Source organism: Rhizobium mayense (genome assembly GCF_030272705.1).
In the GTDB taxonomy this organism is placed as follows: Bacteria; Pseudomonadota; Alphaproteobacteria; order Rhizobiales; family Rhizobiaceae; genus Rhizobium; species Rhizobium mayense.
Genome location: NZ_JARFYM010000044.1, coordinates 24,700 through 40,572 on the forward strand (window position 1 = coordinate 24,700; position 15,873 = coordinate 40,572).

At 58.1% G+C, this 15,873-nt stretch carries 11 protein-coding genes and 1 pseudogene; 5 read left to right on the forward strand and 7 right to left on the reverse strand.

Annotated elements, in window-relative coordinates; translation table 11 throughout:
- Positions 1 to 17 precede the first annotated feature (17 nt).
- The 4 genes from PY649_RS31135 to PY649_RS31150 form a co-directional block, all read right to left on the reverse strand.
- Entirely contained in the window at positions 18 to 1,028 is a 1,011-nt protein-coding gene (locus tag PY649_RS31135) for a sugar ABC transporter substrate-binding protein (RefSeq protein ID WP_285872769.1), read from the reverse strand.
- A 119-nt stretch (positions 1,029 to 1,147) separates the two neighbouring features.
- A complete protein-coding gene (locus tag PY649_RS31140; protein ID WP_285872770.1) occupies positions 1,148 to 2,539 on the reverse strand; it encodes an LLM class flavin-dependent oxidoreductase in 1,392 nt (463 codons plus the stop codon).
- Between the two features lie 17 nt (positions 2,540 to 2,556).
- Positions 2,557 to 3,609, reverse strand: a complete 1,053-nt coding sequence (locus tag PY649_RS31145) for an ABC transporter permease (RefSeq protein ID WP_285872771.1) — start codon at positions 3,607 to 3,609, stop codon at positions 2,557 to 2,559.
- A complete protein-coding gene (locus PY649_RS31150) occupies positions 3,606 to 5,090 on the reverse strand; it encodes a sugar ABC transporter ATP-binding protein (RefSeq protein WP_285872772.1) in 1,485 nt (494 codons plus the stop codon). Before PY649_RS31150 ends, PY649_RS31145 begins: the two co-directional genes overlap by 4 nt.
- A 248-nt stretch (positions 5,091 to 5,338) precedes the next feature.
- Here PY649_RS31150 and PY649_RS31155 point away from each other — a divergent pair, with 248 nt between their 5' ends.
- Positions 5,339 to 6,385: a substrate-binding domain-containing protein gene (locus PY649_RS31155; protein WP_285872773.1), complete on the forward strand. Its 1,047-nt coding sequence runs from the start codon at positions 5,339 to 5,341 to the stop codon at positions 6,383 to 6,385.
- Positions 6,386 to 6,463: 78 nt separating this feature from the next.
- On the forward strand, positions 6,464 to 7,672 hold the full coding sequence (locus tag PY649_RS31160) for an acyl-CoA dehydrogenase family protein (protein WP_285872774.1): 1,209 nt from the start codon (positions 6,464 to 6,466) through the stop codon (positions 7,670 to 7,672).
- 73 nt (positions 7,673 to 7,745) lie between these two features.
- On the opposite strand, the gene PY649_RS31165 is transcribed toward PY649_RS31160, so the two are convergent.
- A complete protein-coding gene (locus PY649_RS31165) occupies positions 7,746 to 8,963 on the reverse strand; it encodes an SfnB family sulfur acquisition oxidoreductase (RefSeq protein ID WP_285872775.1) in 1,218 nt (405 codons plus the stop codon).
- Positions 8,964 to 9,435: 472 nt separating this feature from the next.
- Here PY649_RS31165 and ssuD point away from each other — a divergent pair, with 472 nt between their 5' ends.
- Both ssuD and PY649_RS31180 read left to right on the forward strand, forming a co-directional pair.
- On the forward strand, positions 9,436 to 10,605 hold the full coding sequence (ssuD, locus tag PY649_RS31170; RefSeq protein WP_285872776.1) for an FMNH2-dependent alkanesulfonate monooxygenase: 1,170 nt from the start codon (positions 9,436 to 9,438) through the stop codon (positions 10,603 to 10,605).
- 610 nt (positions 10,606 to 11,215) lie between these two features.
- Positions 11,216 to 12,394: a Fic family protein gene (locus PY649_RS31180; RefSeq protein WP_285872778.1), complete on the forward strand. Its 1,179-nt coding sequence runs from the start codon at positions 11,216 to 11,218 to the stop codon at positions 12,392 to 12,394.
- Between the two features lie 91 nt (positions 12,395 to 12,485).
- On the opposite strand, the pseudogene PY649_RS31185 reads toward PY649_RS31180, so the two are convergent.
- Positions 12,486 to 13,052, reverse strand: a pseudogene (locus tag PY649_RS31185) (aliphatic sulfonate ABC transporter substrate-binding protein); the annotation flags it as partial.
- A 131-nt stretch (positions 13,053 to 13,183) separates the two neighbouring features.
- Between PY649_RS31185 and PY649_RS31190 the strand changes: the two are divergent.
- Positions 13,184 to 13,705, forward strand: a complete 522-nt coding sequence (locus PY649_RS31190; protein WP_285872779.1) for a hypothetical protein — start codon at positions 13,184 to 13,186, stop codon at positions 13,703 to 13,705.
- 219 nt (positions 13,706 to 13,924) lie between these two features.
- Here PY649_RS31190 and PY649_RS31195 read toward each other — a convergent pair whose 3' ends face one another.
- Complete coding sequence (locus tag PY649_RS31195; protein WP_285872781.1) at positions 13,925 to 15,184, reverse strand: ATP-grasp domain-containing protein; 1,260 nt, start codon at positions 15,182 to 15,184, stop codon at positions 13,925 to 13,927.
- Positions 15,185 to 15,873 lie beyond the last annotated feature (689 nt).

The window sequence follows — 15,873 nt, forward strand, 5'->3', positions numbered from 1 at the left end:
ATCGCATTTGAGTGGCGTCAGCCGATGCCGAGTTTCTTCACCACGTCCGAAACATTGTCCTTGTTGGCCAGCAAGGCTGGGACATAGGTCTCGCGCGGCAAGGTATCTCCGGCGAGCAGTCTTGCGACGTTGCGGATCGCCGTGCGGCCGATCTCCGCCGGCTGCTGCGCTACGTCGGCGCCGGCCGGAGAATTTTTGTCGGTGATGAGCTGCAGAACTTCCGGGCTGCCGTCGACGCCGTACGTGCGGATCTCGGTTCTGCCGGCAGCGGCCAATGCCTGGGTGGCCCCAAGCTGGGGAATGTCCCAGGCCGACCAGATTGCCTTTATCGATCCCTTTTCCGGATACTTGTTCAGGATCGCTGTGATCTGCGCGAAGGCATCCTGAACGGTATTGGGAATGACGTCGCGCAATTCCGGCTGGAGGATCTTCACCTTCGGGAAATATTTGACCACATTTACCAGTTGGTCGTAGCGGATCGCGCAGGGCGTCACGCCATAAAAGCCATTGAAGACGACGATATTGCCTTCGCCGCCGATGTCCGAGACAAGCTGCAGGGCAAGATCCTTGCCGATGCCCCAATTGTCGGAGGTGGTGTTGTTGAGTGAATTGGTGGAGCCGACATCGACCGTCAAAACGGGGATGCCGGCATCGCGAGCTTTTTTCAGCCAGGGATCGATGACGCTCAGCGTCCCGAGAATCTGGACGATTGCATCCGGCTTCTGCGCGATCAGCGTCTGCAGTTGCGACACGAGCTTGCCGTCGTTGCGCCCGGCATCGACGGCGATCGGCTCGCCGCCGAGACGCTTTACCTCGGCAATCTGCGCATTATAGGCCTGAAGATCGAAGAAGTGATCGGTGCCCGTTGCGCTGATGGCGATGCGCTTTCCCTTGAGAGAAAGTTCGCCCTCCGCAGAGGCTGGCTTTTGCCCCACCAGAGCAGCGCCAGCAATTGCCACCCCAGCCGCGGCAGACAATTTCAACAAATCCCGTCTTCCGAGACCGGTTTCAGATTTTTCGATGCCCATAGGTAATCCCTCAAATAACAATATCCATAGATTAGGTAGATTATAGGAGATAGGGAGGCACGAATTTCCAAAAAAACGGATACGGAGGAAAAGAACCTACATCAGTACGGGCGTGCTGCCTATTCGGCCGATTGAGCAAACGTCGGCCGAAGATTGCGGTAGTTCGCTCCCGGATGCGGTGCAACGAGCCGCGGTCCACGAGCTCCGAGTTTTTCGCGCAACGTTCCCCGCCGATAATCGGTTTTGTAGACGCCGCGCCTCTGCAGCTCCGGCACCAACAGATCCACGGCGTCCTCGAAGCTTTCCGGCGTTACGGCATAGGCGAGGTTGAAGCCGTCGACGTCGGTATCCTCGATCCATTCCTGCATCAGATCCGCGACCGTCGAAGGTGAGCCGACGAATACCGGCCCGAAGCCCCCGACCCCGACCCAATCGGCCATTTCGCGGACCGTCCATTCCTTGCTCGGATCAATCGTCGTGAAGGTCTCGACGGCCGACTGGACAGCATTGGTATGGCGGTGACGCAGCACTTCGTCCGGGTCGAACTGGCCGAAATCGATGCCGGTCCAACCCGAGATCAGCGTTAGCGCACCCTCGAAAGATGCATAATTTCGGTATTCGTTGAACTTGCGCTGGGCTTGCGCATCCGTCTCGCCGAGCACCACGGTCTGCAGGTTGAAGGCAAGTATGTCGCGCGGATTTCGGCCAAGCCGTTCCGCCGCCTGGCGGACATTTGCGACATAGCGCTTCAGCACCGGCTTGGAGGGGGCGGCAACGAAGATACATTCGGCATGCGCCCCGGCAAAATCCTTGCCGCGGCTGGAGGCACCAGCCTGATAGAGCACTGGAGTTCTTTGCGGCGACGGCTCGCTCAGGTGAATGCCCGGAACGCTGAAATACTTTCCGGAATGGCGGATCGGGTGCACTTTTTCCGGATGGGTGAAAATGCCCTTTTCGCGGTCGCGCACGAGCGCATCGTCTTCCCAGCTACCTTCCCAGAGCTTGTAGCAGACCTCGAGATATTCTTCGGCGAGATCATAACGATCATCGTGGTTCGTCTGCGCCGGCTGGCCGATATTGAGCGCGCCGCTGTTCAAATAGGAGGTGACGATATTCCAGCCGACGCGTCCCTTGGTCAGGTGGTCGAGTGTCGAGAGCCGGCGCGCGAACGTGTAGGGATGTTCGAAGGAAAGGGAGGCCGTCAGCCCGAAGCCGAGATGTTCGGTTTCATAAGCCATGGTCGGAATGAGCTGCAGCGGATCGTTGACCGGCACCTGCGCCGAATGGCGAAGCGCGGCATCGACGTTTCCATTCAGCACGTCATAGACGCCGAGCACGTCGGCGATGAACAGACCATCGAATTTGCCGCGCTCCAGCGTCTTTGCCAGATGGACCCAGTAGTCGAGATCCTTGTATGTCCAGGACCTGTCCCGCGGGTGCCTCCAAAGCCCTGGAGACTGATGTCCGACGCAATTCATGTCGAAGGCGTTCAGCCTGATTTCTCGGGTCATATCTATTCTCCTCGGAATTAAGGATTGCTGCGGCCGAGGCCGTAAGTCAGCGCCAAGGCTCCTACGAGCACGGCGCCCTTGATGAAATCCTGCGTGTAATAGGGTGCGTTCAGCATGGTGAGGCCGTTCAGAAGCACGCCGACGAAGACGGCACCGACAATCGTCCCGAGTACGTTGGGACGGCGCAGATTGAGGACGGCAAAGCCGATCAAGGCTGCCGCAACCGAATCCATCAGCAACGACCCGCCGGAGGAAACGTCACCGCGGCCGACGCGGGCGGCAATGATGATGCCGCCGAGGGACGCCAACGTGCTGGAGATGACATAGGCAAGGGTCTTCAGCTTCACGGTCGAGGCGCCCGCCAGCCGGGTCGCGATCTCGTTACCGCCGGTCGCAAATAGCAGCCGGCCGATGCGGGTGCGCTCGGTGAGGACGAAGAGGCCGATCGCGACGGCCAGCGTCAGTACGACGGACACGGGCACCGTGCCCGCGATGCTGTAACGGCCGATCGTCAGGAAGGCGGGATCATAGGCGCCGGTCGCTTTGGAGCCATCTGGGAGAATGAGTCCGGCAGAGATCGATCGGCCGGCCGTTGGTACAAGTTGCAGACCGGATAATAGAAACATCATCGCAAGCGTTGCCAGCAGATCCGGAACGCGAAGGCGAACGATGAGAATGGCGTTGAGGAGACCGATGATGGCGCCGAAGGCAAGCACCAGTGGCACCGTTGCGAAGGCATTGAGATGCCAGACGATCATCGCATAGCTTGCCGCCATCACGCTCGATGCGGCGACAGCGCCGATCGACAGATCGAAGCCGCCGACGGCAAGCGTCACGGTCACGCCGGCACCGAGGATTGCAACCACGGAGACCGCTTGTAGGATGCTCATCAGATTGCTGATATTGATAAAGACCGGTTGGGCGGCGGCAAAGCCGATGAGCATCGCCGCCAGCAGGATGAAGACGGCACTGGCCCGCAGGAACGCGCCGATGGCGCTGAGGTTAAAGCTGTCGTTTCCCGGCTGGCGCGTCGCGGCCTTGGTTGACGTCTCGTCGTCGATCGTCGTCATGTTGAGATTCCTTGAATGACGGTGTTCGCGGCCGCGCTGCCTGAAGCCGGCCGCAATGTGTGACGGTCCATAACGAGGATCCTGTCGGCCACTTCGTAAGCCTCCTCGGGATCGGATGTTGCGATCAGCATTGCCCGATCCGTGCGGGATCGTATTGCCTCGATGATGTCGCGGCGGGCGCCGACATCGACGCCCTGGAAAGGCTCGTCGAGCAGAAGCAAGCGGCTGGGTTCGGCTTCCCATCGTGCGATGACCGCCTTTTGCTGATTTCCGCCGGAAAGCGTCCAGACAGAGGCGAGGGGGCCAGTCGCCTTGATGCCGAGGCGACGGATTGCCTGCTCGGCCTCATATTCCTCGCGGCCACCGAGAAGGAGACCGCGCGGATACCATCTGGCGAGATGCGGCAGGCTGATGGTCGCGGCCAGCGAATTGCCGGGCCAGGCAGGCGGCATGAGCGAAGAACTATGACGATCTTCCGCGGCCATGGCGATGCCGGCGGCGATCGCGTCCGCCGGCGACCGCGGAAGGTGTGGCTTGCTATCGAGAAACATTTCGCCGTCAGACAGTCGTCCAACACCGAAGATTGCTGAAAGCAATCGGCTCTTTCCGGCGCCGAGAACGCCGGTAATGGCAACGACTTCGCCTTGGCGAAGCGTCAGATTGAATGGTTCGCTCGTCGGAAGCAGTCGCGCGTCGCGCAGCCCCAAAACGATTGGCCCGGTTGCCTGTCGGGCGTTCGCCTGAGCGACATCCAGTTTCCGGCCGATCATGGTTTCGATTGCGGCAGAAAAATCGATGGGTCGAGCAAAGGCGCCGACCACGCAACCGCCCCGCATGACCACCGCGCGATCGGCTATGGCTTCGATATCCGCGGTGCGGTGCGAAATATAGAGGATGGCGAGCCCTTCGCCGCGGAGCCGCAGGAGGACATCGAAAAGCTGACGGCTTTCCTGGAGAGACAGGCTCGCCGTCGGTTCGTCCAGGATCAGCAGTTCGGCGCGGTGGGCGAGTGCGCGGGCGATCGCCACAAGCTGGCGGTCTGCAGCCGAGAGATCTCCGAAATCGCGATCGAGGGGAAGAGAGATGTTGGCCGCGTTGAGCATTGCCTGAGCATCGCGACGAACACCGCGCCGCGAGACGAAAAAGCGGGTGCTGCGATCGGCAAATCGGTTGAGCATGAGCGCATCGGCAACCGTCAACCGTGGCGCTCCGATCAGATCCGTGGATTGGTGCACCGTGACGATGCCGGCGCGCGATGCATCCGACGGGTTGCGCGGCTTAAAGGCCCGACCGCTGAGATTGATCGTCCCGCTATCGGCTGCGATTACGCCGGAGAGGATCTTTACCAGCGTTGATTTGCCCGCGCCATTTGCGCCCATCAGCGCAACGATCTCGCCGCGTTCGATCGCCAATCCGGCGCCGGCAAGAGCGCGCGATGCGCCGAAGCTATGCGTTAGATTTTCAATTGTCAGCAGGGGCATCTGTCAGCAGGGGCATCAAACGGCATTCCGGTGAGCTTGGAAGACTTGATACTGCTCAGCCGAGCCTCGAATCTCCAGGCAAGGCTTTGCTGTCGCGGTCAGTCGAAGGAAACAAAGAATCTAGCAACGTCACCAAAATCAGACGATTTAATCTACTAAATTTATAGGCTTTATATCTAATAAATTTGCGTCGCTGGAGCTGCCGACCCGTGAGACGACGCATTTGATTGATCAAGAGGATCGCGACAATGAAACCCCCCGCACAGCTCGCTTTGTCTGCCGCTGCCATTCCATTCCTGTTTGCGCAAGCTGCTGTTGCCGGAGGCATTGCCGGCGCGCCTGCTCCCTTCGACAAGGGCGGCGTCAAGGTTGCGCTGATCAGCTACATATCCGCAGGCGACTTTTTCCAGGCCTATCAGGCCGGTGCCGAAGCGCAGGCAAAGTCTCTCGACATCGACCTGCGTGTCTTCCCGGGACGCCAGGATGCCGCCGAACAGCGTGAGCAGATTTTGCAGGCCATCAATCTCGGCGTATCCGGCATCGTCATCGACCATGGCTTGCCGGAATCGCTCGGCGACGTCGTACAGCAGGCGCTCGACAAGGGCATTAAGGTTGTCGCATTCGACGTTAATCTCAACAACTCGAAAATCCCGCAGGTCGAGCAAAGCGACCACGAGATCGCCGACCTCGCGCTGAAACAGGCCGTCAAGGACAACGGCACCAAGTTCAATGCCGGTTATGTCTATGTCGCGGGCTTTGCACCGCTCGATCGCCGCAACGAGATCTGGGACAAGTTCAAGGCGGAGAATGCGGGCGTCGTTGAAAAGGCCCGTTTCGGCAATGTCAGCGATACGACCGCCACGACCACAGCCGACCAGGTAAAGGCCGCGCTGACGGCCAATCCGGATATCAGCGTCGTCTTTGCGCCCTACGATGAATTTGCCCGCGGGGTAAAGCTTGCCGCTTCCGACCTCGGCATTGCCGGCAAATTGAAGATCTATTCGGCTGACGTATCGACCGCCGATATCCAGGAAATAACTGCGGACGGCAGCCCCTGGGTGGCGACGGTCGCGACCAATCCGGCCGTCGTCGGCGCGGTCTCGGTCCGTGCCGCGGCGCTGCAGATCGCCGGGCAGGATGTTCCCCACCAGATCTCGGTCAAACCGGCGCTCCTGACCCAGGAGTCGCTGCGGGCAGCAGGCGTCAAGACGATCGAGGAGTTGGCACAGAAAATTCCAGCCTTTAGCACCAGCGACGCCGCAACTGCGAGCTGGATCCCAGCTAAGCTTTTCTAGGCTCGGCCAGATCGATCTTCCGGTGACAGTCGTACGAGCGTCACCGGTCTTGTTTCATAGAACGGGAGTTCTCAATCCATGAGCCAGTCCAACGTCCTTTTCGCGACCAATCCGGGCACGACCCGCAAGGACCTTTTCGCCAGTGCCATCGAGATCTCTGCGGATCTTTCCAAGCGCGCCGCCGAACTCGATCGCGAGGGCCGACCTCCTTTTGCCGAGATCATCAAACTCAAGAAGGCCGGATTGCTGACCGCGCTGCATGCACGGGAGATCGGCGGCGGCGGGCTGGACTGGGTCGATGGCCTGCGGCTGGTGCGCATACTTGCCAGGGGCGAAAGCTCCATCGGGCAGCTCCTGGGCTATCATTTCGTCAACAGCCAATACGTCTACTGGGCGCTCGATCCCGCGCGCGCCGATGCGCTCGGCCAAGAGACGGTCGCGGAAAACCTCTATTGGGGAGCCGCCGTCAACCCGCGCGATCCCGGGCTCGCTCTGACACGGCGAAGCAATGGCTATGTCCTGAACGGGCGGAAAACCTTCTCGACGGCCGCCCACGTCTCCGACTACATCAATGCAAACGCAGCACTGGACGACAAGGTCGTTGGCTTCACCATCCGCACGAACCGGCCCGGCTACATCGCCAATGACGACTGGGACAATTTCGGCCAGCGCCTGTCGGACAGCGGCAGCGTCGAATTCCGCGACTTCCCCGTTTACGCGGAGGATTTTGTCGGCGAGCCTGTCGCGCCGGATGCGGCATCCTCGGTTCTTTCGACCTTCAACACGCCGCTCATTCAGTTGGTCTTCGTCAATTTCTATCTTGGCACGGCCGAAGGAGCATTGCAGGCGGCGATCGACTATGTGCGCTCGACGACGCGGCCCTGGGTTACGTCTGGCGTCGAGCGCGCCGCCGACGATCCCTATATTCTCGAACGCGTCGGAGAATTCACCGCTTCGCTGAAGGCTGCCGCCGCCTTGGCCGACAGTGCTGCCGCCGCCGTTCAAACGGAGCTGGCGAAAGGGCACTCCGTCACCGCCCGCGAACGCGGCGCCGCAGCGGCCGAGGCCTATGCCGCCAAGGTCCACGCGACCAATGTCTCGCTCGACATCACGTCTCGCGTCTTTGAGCTGACGGGCGCGCGCTCGACGGCCGACAAGTACCGGTTCGACCGCTTCTGGCGCAATGTGCGCACGCATACGCTCCATGACCCGGTCTTCTACAAAGCGAAGGAAGTCGGCGAATTCGTCTTGAACGACAAGACTCCAGACGTCAGCCTTTATAGCTGATCGACGGTGTAGCACCTCAACGAACGCCCCATGGCTGAAGGCAGGCATGGGGCGTTCGTTTGCTCGGGAGGAATTAGAGAGCACCGTTGCGGGGAGGCAGAACGCCGTTCAGGTGGTAGTTGCCGACAACATGGTATTTCCAGCGCACGGGATCGTGGAGCGTATGCGTGCGGGCGTTGCGCCAGTGGCGATCGAGATTGAGGCCCGATTGCACGGATGAGGTGCCCGCGAGTTCGAACAGGGTGTTGGAAGCTTCGATGGCAATCTCTGTCGTCAACACCTTTGCCGCAGCAACGGCGATCGTTGCCTCGACGACTCGCTCTTCCGTGGTTTCGATCTGGGCAGCATCGACCTTGCTGCCGGCACGTTCGATCTGTGCGGCGGCGGCCTCAAGCTTGATCGCGATCTGGCCGACCTTGGCAATCGTCAACGGATCGTCCGATGCCTTTTCCACACCACTATCCATCCAGGGGCGAGACTTGGTGCGCACGAAGCTGATCATCTCGGCGAAGGCGGCCCGCGCAAGACCGAGATCGACGCCGGCATGGATGATCTGGCCGACCGAGCCGATCGTAGTCGGACGCTCGAACCCCTTGTGATGGCGCACGACCGCGTCGGCGCTGACATAAACGTTATTGAGAATTGTCGTACCGCTGCCCGTCGCGCGTTGACCGAAGCCGTCCCAGTCATCGATGATCTCAATGCCTTCCGTTCCCTTCGGCAGGAAAGCCATGACCAATTGGTCATCCGCATCGAGCGCGAAGGCCGTGATCCAATCGGCAAAAAGTACGCCGGTCGAATAGTATTTTTTTCCGGTCACGCGGTAGCCAGAGCCGTCCGCGACTATCCGGGTTTTGTAATGGCCGACCGTTTTCGTTCCGCGCTCCGACAGTGCGTTGCCGAAGCGATCGCCCGCCAGCGCGCGGCCGAAGAAAAAGCGCTTCTGTTCTTCGCTACCGTCCGTCCGCAGCGCTTCCAGAATATAGAAATGGTTTTGAGGGATCTGCCCGATGGAGCCGTCAGCTTCGGCGATGATCGCCGTCACTTCCGCCAGCACGGAATTCGATACGTCCAGCCCGCCATATTCGGCAGGGACGGCGATTGCGAGAAGCCCCGACTGTGACAGTTGATCGAGTTCGTCAAAAGGCAGAATGCGATCAGCATCCCGCCGGGCGGCGCCCGCTGCGAAGCGACTCGCGAGAGTGCGGGCTGCCGCAATCACCTCGTCGTCGCTTTCCAATCGAGTGGGCACGAGACGGGTAGGCGCTATGCGTCCCGTTATTACGGTCATGGGGGCCTCCTTGAAACAACGGGTAATAGGTGCGCGAAGTTGGTACATTTCTTAAGGCGGTAATTTCTATAGTTTTAATATAATTTGGAAAGTCTTGCTCCGGTGCCTGTGCTCCTGCGATCTTCCGGCGAGCCTCACCTTGGCAAGACGCTGGAAAGCGTCGGAACTCCCGGCCGTCTTCGCTAGCGGATTTGACGTGTGGGAGGGGCAGCGACAACGGCAAACCAGGCCTCGCGTTCGCACGGTGCAGCACGCCTCACTCCGCCAGCGGCATGCCATTGCTCGATTGCAAATACCTGGATCATCTTCTTCTGCAATTCCTGGATAAAATAGAACACTAATTCTATGTATTAAGCGTAAACCTCCATACCCTCGGGCAAATCTTGCATAGAGGGTCCGACATGAACATTACGAGAAGGTCTGGGGTCGAAACGATAGTGGGCGCGCGATCGCTCACCCTGGAGACGCTACGATGAGTTCCCCTCCAGAAAAGATCAACGTCCTGTGGTTTTTGCCGACCCATGGCGATAGCCGCTATCTGGGCACCTCGTTTGGCGGGCGCAATGTGGATCTCGCCTATCTGAAACAAGTAGCCCAAGCCGCAGATTCGCTTGGATATTACGGGGTCCTGATTCCGACCGGTAAAAGCTGCGAAGATAGTTGGGTGGTTGCTTCAGCCTTAGCGCCGCTAACTGAGAAGCTGCGCTATCTGATTGCTGTAAGGCCGGGTCTACTTTCGCCGACGCTTGCCGCGCGTATGACGGCGACCCTCGACCGTATCTCGGAAGGCCGGCTCCTGATCAACGTCGTGACCGGCGGTGATCCGGTCGAAAACAAAGGCGATGGCATCCACTATGCGCATAGCGAGCGCTATGAGATCACTGAGGAATTTCTCCATATCTACAAGGCGCTGCTCCGCGGCGAGACGGTGAACCACAAGGGAAAGCATTTCGACATCGAAAACGGATCGGTGCTCTATCCTTCGTATCAGACGCCACATCCGCCGCTTTATTTCGGGGGCTCTTCCGGCATCGGGCAGGAGGTTGCCGCCCGAACAATCGACAAGTACCTGACATGGGGAGAACCCCCGGAAGAGGTGGCGAAGAAAATCGCCGAGGTTCGAGCGCTGGTGGAGAGGGAAGGCCGAGAGGTTACCTTCGGTATCCGGTTGCATGTCATTGTACGTGAGACGGCCGCCGCAGCCTGGCAGGCTGCCGAAGACCTTATTCAGTTTCTAGACGACGAGACAATCGCCAAGGCACAGAAAGTGTTCGAGCGAATGGATTCAGTCGGCCAAAGCCGCATGAGCCGCCTGCATGGCGGTAGGCGCGACAAACTCGAGGTTAGTCCGAACCTGTGGGCAGGCGTTGGCCTGGTTAGAGGCGGTGCAGGCACAGCGCTCGTCGGCGATCCGGATCAGGTGAGGCAACGGATGGAAGAATACCGCGAGATCGGTATCGACACCTTCATCATGTCTGGCTATCCGCATCTCGAAGAGGCCTACCGGTTCGGCGAATTGGTTCTACCGCATCTGCCACTTGCCCATCCCGTCAAGGCTTCAAGTTCATTGGTCAATACCGGTCCCTTTGGTGAAACCATCGCCGGCGATCACAAGCCGGCACCCAGGAAGGCAATAGTGTAGCACCGGAAGGGCCACGTGGGACCGGCGTTGCCTTGCTCGATCTGCCGGCCGGCCTCGTCCGAATGTCTTCGGCAGCCGGTGGAGCACCGAGCCATCGGATGATCGCGTCCAAGCCTGGGCATAGCTGCTTCTTCAGTTCTGCGGTCAATTCGTCTTCGATACCGCAGGCCTGCCCGATCGCTGTCCAGTCGATGCGGCCATTTAGCTTGAGCGGCGGCTTCCGATAGATAATTAAGTTCAAGGGCGGATATTCCGCAGCGCCCGCTTCGAGGCGATCGATGCGATGTGCACGTCACTGAATTCCGAGATTTTTTGCTGAAAATGACGTGATGAAAGATCTTGTTTGGGCATGCTCATTCCGTTTCCCTCGGCACCAATGCCGAGGGCGAGCGGGAATAGGAGCGCAGCTTTAAGAAATGATGTATTGGGAGACAGCCCGTCGGCTGGCGGCCAAGTCCATTGGCACGGATTTAATGGAGCTTGTAACCCGGCGCCTGCGCTTGATACAGCGAAAAATGGTCTACGCTAATTAAGCGCGCTTACCTAAGCTTGATGCTTATTTAAATAAAGGGGCGCTTGCTTAAATAACGGACGGAATTCATACTGGGCTATGTTTGATTCCGAACCTAATTTGCGCCTCGGCCGTTTCGTCGAAACAACAGCAGCGAGCGAAACAGTGCGGGCGTTCGTGCCTCCGCCATTGCCGCCTGAACCATCCATCGATGTGCTTTCGCTATTGGAGCGCCTCAGTTTGGCAGAGCGTGCGCTAGGTCGCCTGGATGGCATCACAATGCTGCTCCCGCGCCAGGAGCTATTCCTTTACATGTATGTAAGAAAAGAGGCAGTTCTTTCCTCGCAGATTGAAGGCACACAGTCGACGCTTTCCGATCTTTTGCGATTTGAGACCGAGGCTCAAGCGGGGCAACCCGTCGATGACATTCGTGAGGTTTCCAATTATGTTGATGCGATGATGTACGGTTTGGAGCGTTTGGAAACGCTGCCAATGTCATTGCGCCTGATCCGAGAGATGCACGCACGACTACTGCAAAGCGGGCGAGGGGGAACCAAGGATCCAGGAGAGTTTCGGCGCTCGCAGAATTGGATTGGAGGCACGCGACCAGGTAACGCACTCTTCGTGCCACCGCCGGTAACGGAGTTGGGAAGCTGTCTGGATGCGTTCGAGCGCTTCATACATGACGATCAATCGCGGCTACCGGCACTGATCAAAGCCGGCCTCCTGCATGTCCAGTTCGAAACGATCCATCCATTTCTCGATGGTAATGGCCGTATAGGTCGTCTGCTTGTCACCCTTTACCTGTGCATGAACGGTGTTCTACGCAAGCCATTGCTCTACCTCAGTCTTTACCTCAAAGCCCATCGAAGGGAATACTATCGATTACTGCAGGAGGTCCGTGAACATGGAAACTGGGAAGCTTGGCTAGACTTCTTCCTGACAGGTGTAGCCGACACCGCCAACCAAGCATTCGAAGCTGCTACTCGGATTGTCGATCTTTTCAAGGAAGATAGAGAGAAGATTACAACCGAGAGCGACAGAGCCGGATCGGCCCTTCGTATTCACGAACTCTTTCAGCAAAACCCCTTTCATATGGCAAATCAGATCGTTCAAATGACAGGCCTTTCCGCGCCGACCGTCAATTCAGCACTCGCTGACCTGGAGCGCTTGGGGATTGTCGACGAGGTGACCGGTCGCAAGCGCGGCCGTGTCTTCAGCTACCGTAGATATCTGGCAATCCTAAGCGAAGGTACAGATCCGCTGCCTGCCGTGTGACCAAACCACGGGTCGCAAGTTCGAATTTCTTCAAGAGCAACCGTAATTGAGCTGGTTTTAGCGCAGTCGTCAGATAGAAGACCGTTCCGTTCTATTGGTTGGCATCCGCAAGTTTGTAACGGGCATCGAGATAGCTGCGATCGATCCACTTGTCGTAGTCGACGGAGCCCTTGCGCAACTTGGCTTCTGCCATGAACGCCTCTTCACCCTTCAGCGATGTAACCGCTGCGTCCGTGATGCGGGGATCCTGATAGAAATGTCCGTCGGCATAGGTCTTGCGGACCGCCTTCTCCGAGGATTTCGTCTCGTCTGAGAAGTTTTTTGTCGTGTCGTCGGGATGTGCCTCGGCCCAGCGGGAAAGCTCTATGTCGACTTTCAACAAGCGGGCGAGGATGTCGGGGTATTTCCGCGTAAACTCGCTGTTGACGGAAATGATGTAGGGCGCGGCCCATTCGGGATGGTCGTTGGCATCGAGGAGGACGCGATCCTGACCTGCATCGACCAGCTTTGCGGCTACGTCTCCGGTCTCAACGATAGCGTCGACATCGCCGCGCACCAGCGCCGGGCCGGATGCCTCGAAGGCAAGATTGAGCGAATCCACATCGTTGGTCGTCAGTCCGACCGACTTCAGCGCCTTGTTGAAGATGGAATGACGGACTCCGGCCTAACAAACTGTGCTCGACCCCAGAGAAGTTACCGGTCTCGAACTTTGCGAGGCTCCTCCGAAATAATGAAAAGGCAAGGATTGCTCGTTATGCTGGCTAGGGCGTGTATCTTGGAGGTCCACTTATGCGGCAACTGGCAATAATTATGGCAGCGATCGCATTTTGCATGGGACCATCTGCAGCTGCAGACCTCGCTGTCTCCCCAGGCCAGTGGTCCATCGCTTACACAGCGAGTCAAGGCGGCTATTGCGCGTTTGTTTGGGATAGTGGGCTCGGGCAGAAAGTTGAGTTCCGCAAAGGTTTCAAGAGTATCGCCTGGATTATCAGCGACGCCGCCTGGAACCTTCCCCAGGCAAGTCAAGGTAAGATCGGAATTGTTGCTCATAACGCTACCTGGCAGGTCACAGCCAAGGCTTTAACCCCAACCAGCGTAATGCTTTCGGACGCCGATACCGCGCGCGGAATCCTATCCGGCGCCATGTCTGGTTCGGCGGATATCGAATTGGATTTTCCTGGGACAGAGCCGAACTGGATTGTCCCCATCTCGCGGATCTATCCAATGCACTCGGCCTTCGGACAATGTCTCTCTCAGCTCGGTAAGTCGGATCCTGAAAAGCCTGGCGGGGGCTCGCTCGCTCCGTTTTAACGGTAGCTAAGCGAAGAAAAGCGTGTGCGACAGCAGAGTGTTTCGGCGGGACGAGTTCTACCCGGCTTGTGGGTGAGTTGCAGAAGCCTCATCTCTTGGTGATAGCGAGTATGGTGAACAGGCTCATACGAATCGCCGAGACGGAATCCGGCATCGTAGTTGGCGGCAATTTGCTTAGTCTCTTCGTAGCCTCGCCGCGCACGACAGCGGGTGCGCAGGTCACTGCTGCGCTTTTTTCGTTCGCGCGACGCATTGCTGCAGCGCTAGTTCGAATGCCGAGAAAAGCTTGCGCATGGCTTGCTTTTTATAGGGAAAAATTGCTTCTGAATCCATGGAATGCACAACCATAGCCACGTCTGCTTCGAATAGAAGTAGGCGCCCATCGGGCAGTTCGCCACAGTCGATGGTGAAATAGTCGAGCCCAATGCGGCACTGAAGTGCGTCGAATGCGCGAGCATGGCGCCTGGCAAAATCAGTGTCGAAATTTGCCATCCACTCCGCCTCCTCCGCACGCCGCTCAGCATATTCAGTCATTCCGGCACTGAGATAGTGCACCATCCAGTGATCGGAGATCGCAAGATGGCTCGCGAAAGGGCGGCCGTCGACGAACGCGATGCGCTGCTTTCGAAACCTCCCGTCTGGCCCGCTATAGTCGATGAAAGGAGCGATATAAAACTGATCCTCTGACTGAGCAGTCAAATAGATGGAGAGTTCAGGCAGAGTTGATATCTTATCCAGTCCGTTCCCCGCGTGAGTCCCGATGGGGCGAACAATGATCGGCAATGATTCCAGCTCACCGATCGATGAGATTGCGAGCTCGCCCGATGCCAGCTTTTCCAGTTGTTCGCGCGAAACGCGCATGGTTTTCGGAGCAAGGATTGTGGGCTCGTTTCGGAACATTTCTGCAACGCCGTCTCGCGTCAGCTCGATAATGCGCTTCGGGCTGTTGTTCATTATGGGACCAGGCCAGTCCGATAATAGACGATCGAGATTCTCAAGTACCGGCCGCTTGTCCGGCGCCTCGGCAATTGCAACAAAAGCGACGTCATGTTCGGGGACGTCAGCTAAATCTCTTGTCTCTGAATCAACGTAGTAAAGCAGAATATTAGCATCCGAGCTTTCAAGAAGGAATTCGATGGGCGTATTCGCCATGAAGTCGCCGGGGCTGACGAAGACCAGAATATTCGGCCCCGTGCCACGGCCATTGCGAATCCTGAATATCCGGCTTGCCTCCAGCGCCGCTCGCTGATGAATTGCTGCCTTCTCCGCCTCGCCGAGGGACTGCAGAACAATCGAAAGGTCCATGAGGGCGGCCGCATCGGCGGGATTAGAAGCGACGCGTTCAAAAAGGGCCGCCCTGAGGGACGGGATATCTCTTTGATTGTAAAAGGCCTCATAGAGAGCCCGAATTACAGGCGCTTTGCCCGCGATGACAGGTAATTTATCCACTGAACGGGCTCGTGACGTATTGTTGCTCAAGGTTGTGAATTCCTGCATCAGCCCGGGGGCTTATCGAATTCCTGTTTCCGCAGGTAGATATCATTCATTTCGGGCTACATCGGTAATATCGTGCAGATAACCGCTCGATCCCATCTCCCGATGTAATACGGCCGACGCTGCAAAGCCGATGGCGATCGACTGTCAATATCGGAGTTCCTTGCAATCGCATTGAGGTCTTCGGCGCTGGGGTAAATCGTGCCATTCGGCACACGAATAGAGATCCGTGAATTTAAGATGCCTCCGACGGATCGGAGCAGGTGGCACAATAGCCCTGCTTCTTGAAGGGTTGACGGCAAATCGCAAATCGAACTGCTCAACGCCAATTTGTGTCGATTTTCTCACGGGCGGGTGCCGCTTGCATCACCGAAGCGCGGCGCATGCTGGAGCCGGAAGAGCCGCAAACGTGCGGCCGGCGGCAATCGCGCGAGAAAGTCTCAAAAGCAGTTTTCATTATGGTTTCCGCTGCGGTGTGGGTTCTCGATCTTGCGACGACACCCTGCGCGACGAACGTTACCAGCACTTCGCGAGCCCTTTACAAATCCGTAAGGCCGTCGTTGCAGATCGCCACTTAGAGCGTTTCTGATTATGTTTGAATCGCGGATACCCTTTTGATGTCGAATGTGATTCAAGATGCTGGCTGAGAGGAGGTCAGCATCGATGGTCGCACC

What these genes read in the sequence shown, in the direction of transcription:
- PY649_RS31135 (WP_285872769.1), bottom strand. Translation starts at nt 1,028, where the DNA reads ATGGGCATCGAAAAATCTGAAACCGGTCTCGGAAGACGGGATTTGTTG.
- PY649_RS31140 (WP_285872770.1), bottom strand. Translation starts at nt 2,539, where the DNA reads ATGACCCGAGAAATCAGGCTGAACGCCTTCGACATGAATTGCGTCGGA.
- PY649_RS31145 (WP_285872771.1), bottom strand. Translation starts at nt 3,609, where the DNA reads ATGACGACGATCGACGACGAGACGTCAACCAAGGCCGCGACGCGCCAG.
- PY649_RS31150 (WP_285872772.1), bottom strand. Translation starts at nt 5,090, where the DNA reads ATGCCCCTGCTGACAATTGAAAATCTAACGCATAGCTTCGGCGCATCG.
- PY649_RS31155 (WP_285872773.1), top strand. Translation starts at nt 5,339, where the DNA reads ATGAAACCCCCCGCACAGCTCGCTTTGTCTGCCGCTGCCATTCCATTC.
- PY649_RS31160 (WP_285872774.1), top strand. Translation starts at nt 6,464, where the DNA reads ATGAGCCAGTCCAACGTCCTTTTCGCGACCAATCCGGGCACGACCCGC.
- PY649_RS31165 (WP_285872775.1), bottom strand. Translation starts at nt 8,963, where the DNA reads ATGACCGTAATAACGGGACGCATAGCGCCTACCCGTCTCGTGCCCACT.
- ssuD (WP_285872776.1), top strand. Translation starts at nt 9,436, where the DNA reads ATGAGTTCCCCTCCAGAAAAGATCAACGTCCTGTGGTTTTTGCCGACC.
- PY649_RS31180 (WP_285872778.1), top strand. Translation starts at nt 11,216, where the DNA reads ATGTTTGATTCCGAACCTAATTTGCGCCTCGGCCGTTTCGTCGAAACA.
- PY649_RS31190 (WP_285872779.1), top strand. Translation starts at nt 13,184, where the DNA reads ATGCGGCAACTGGCAATAATTATGGCAGCGATCGCATTTTGCATGGGA.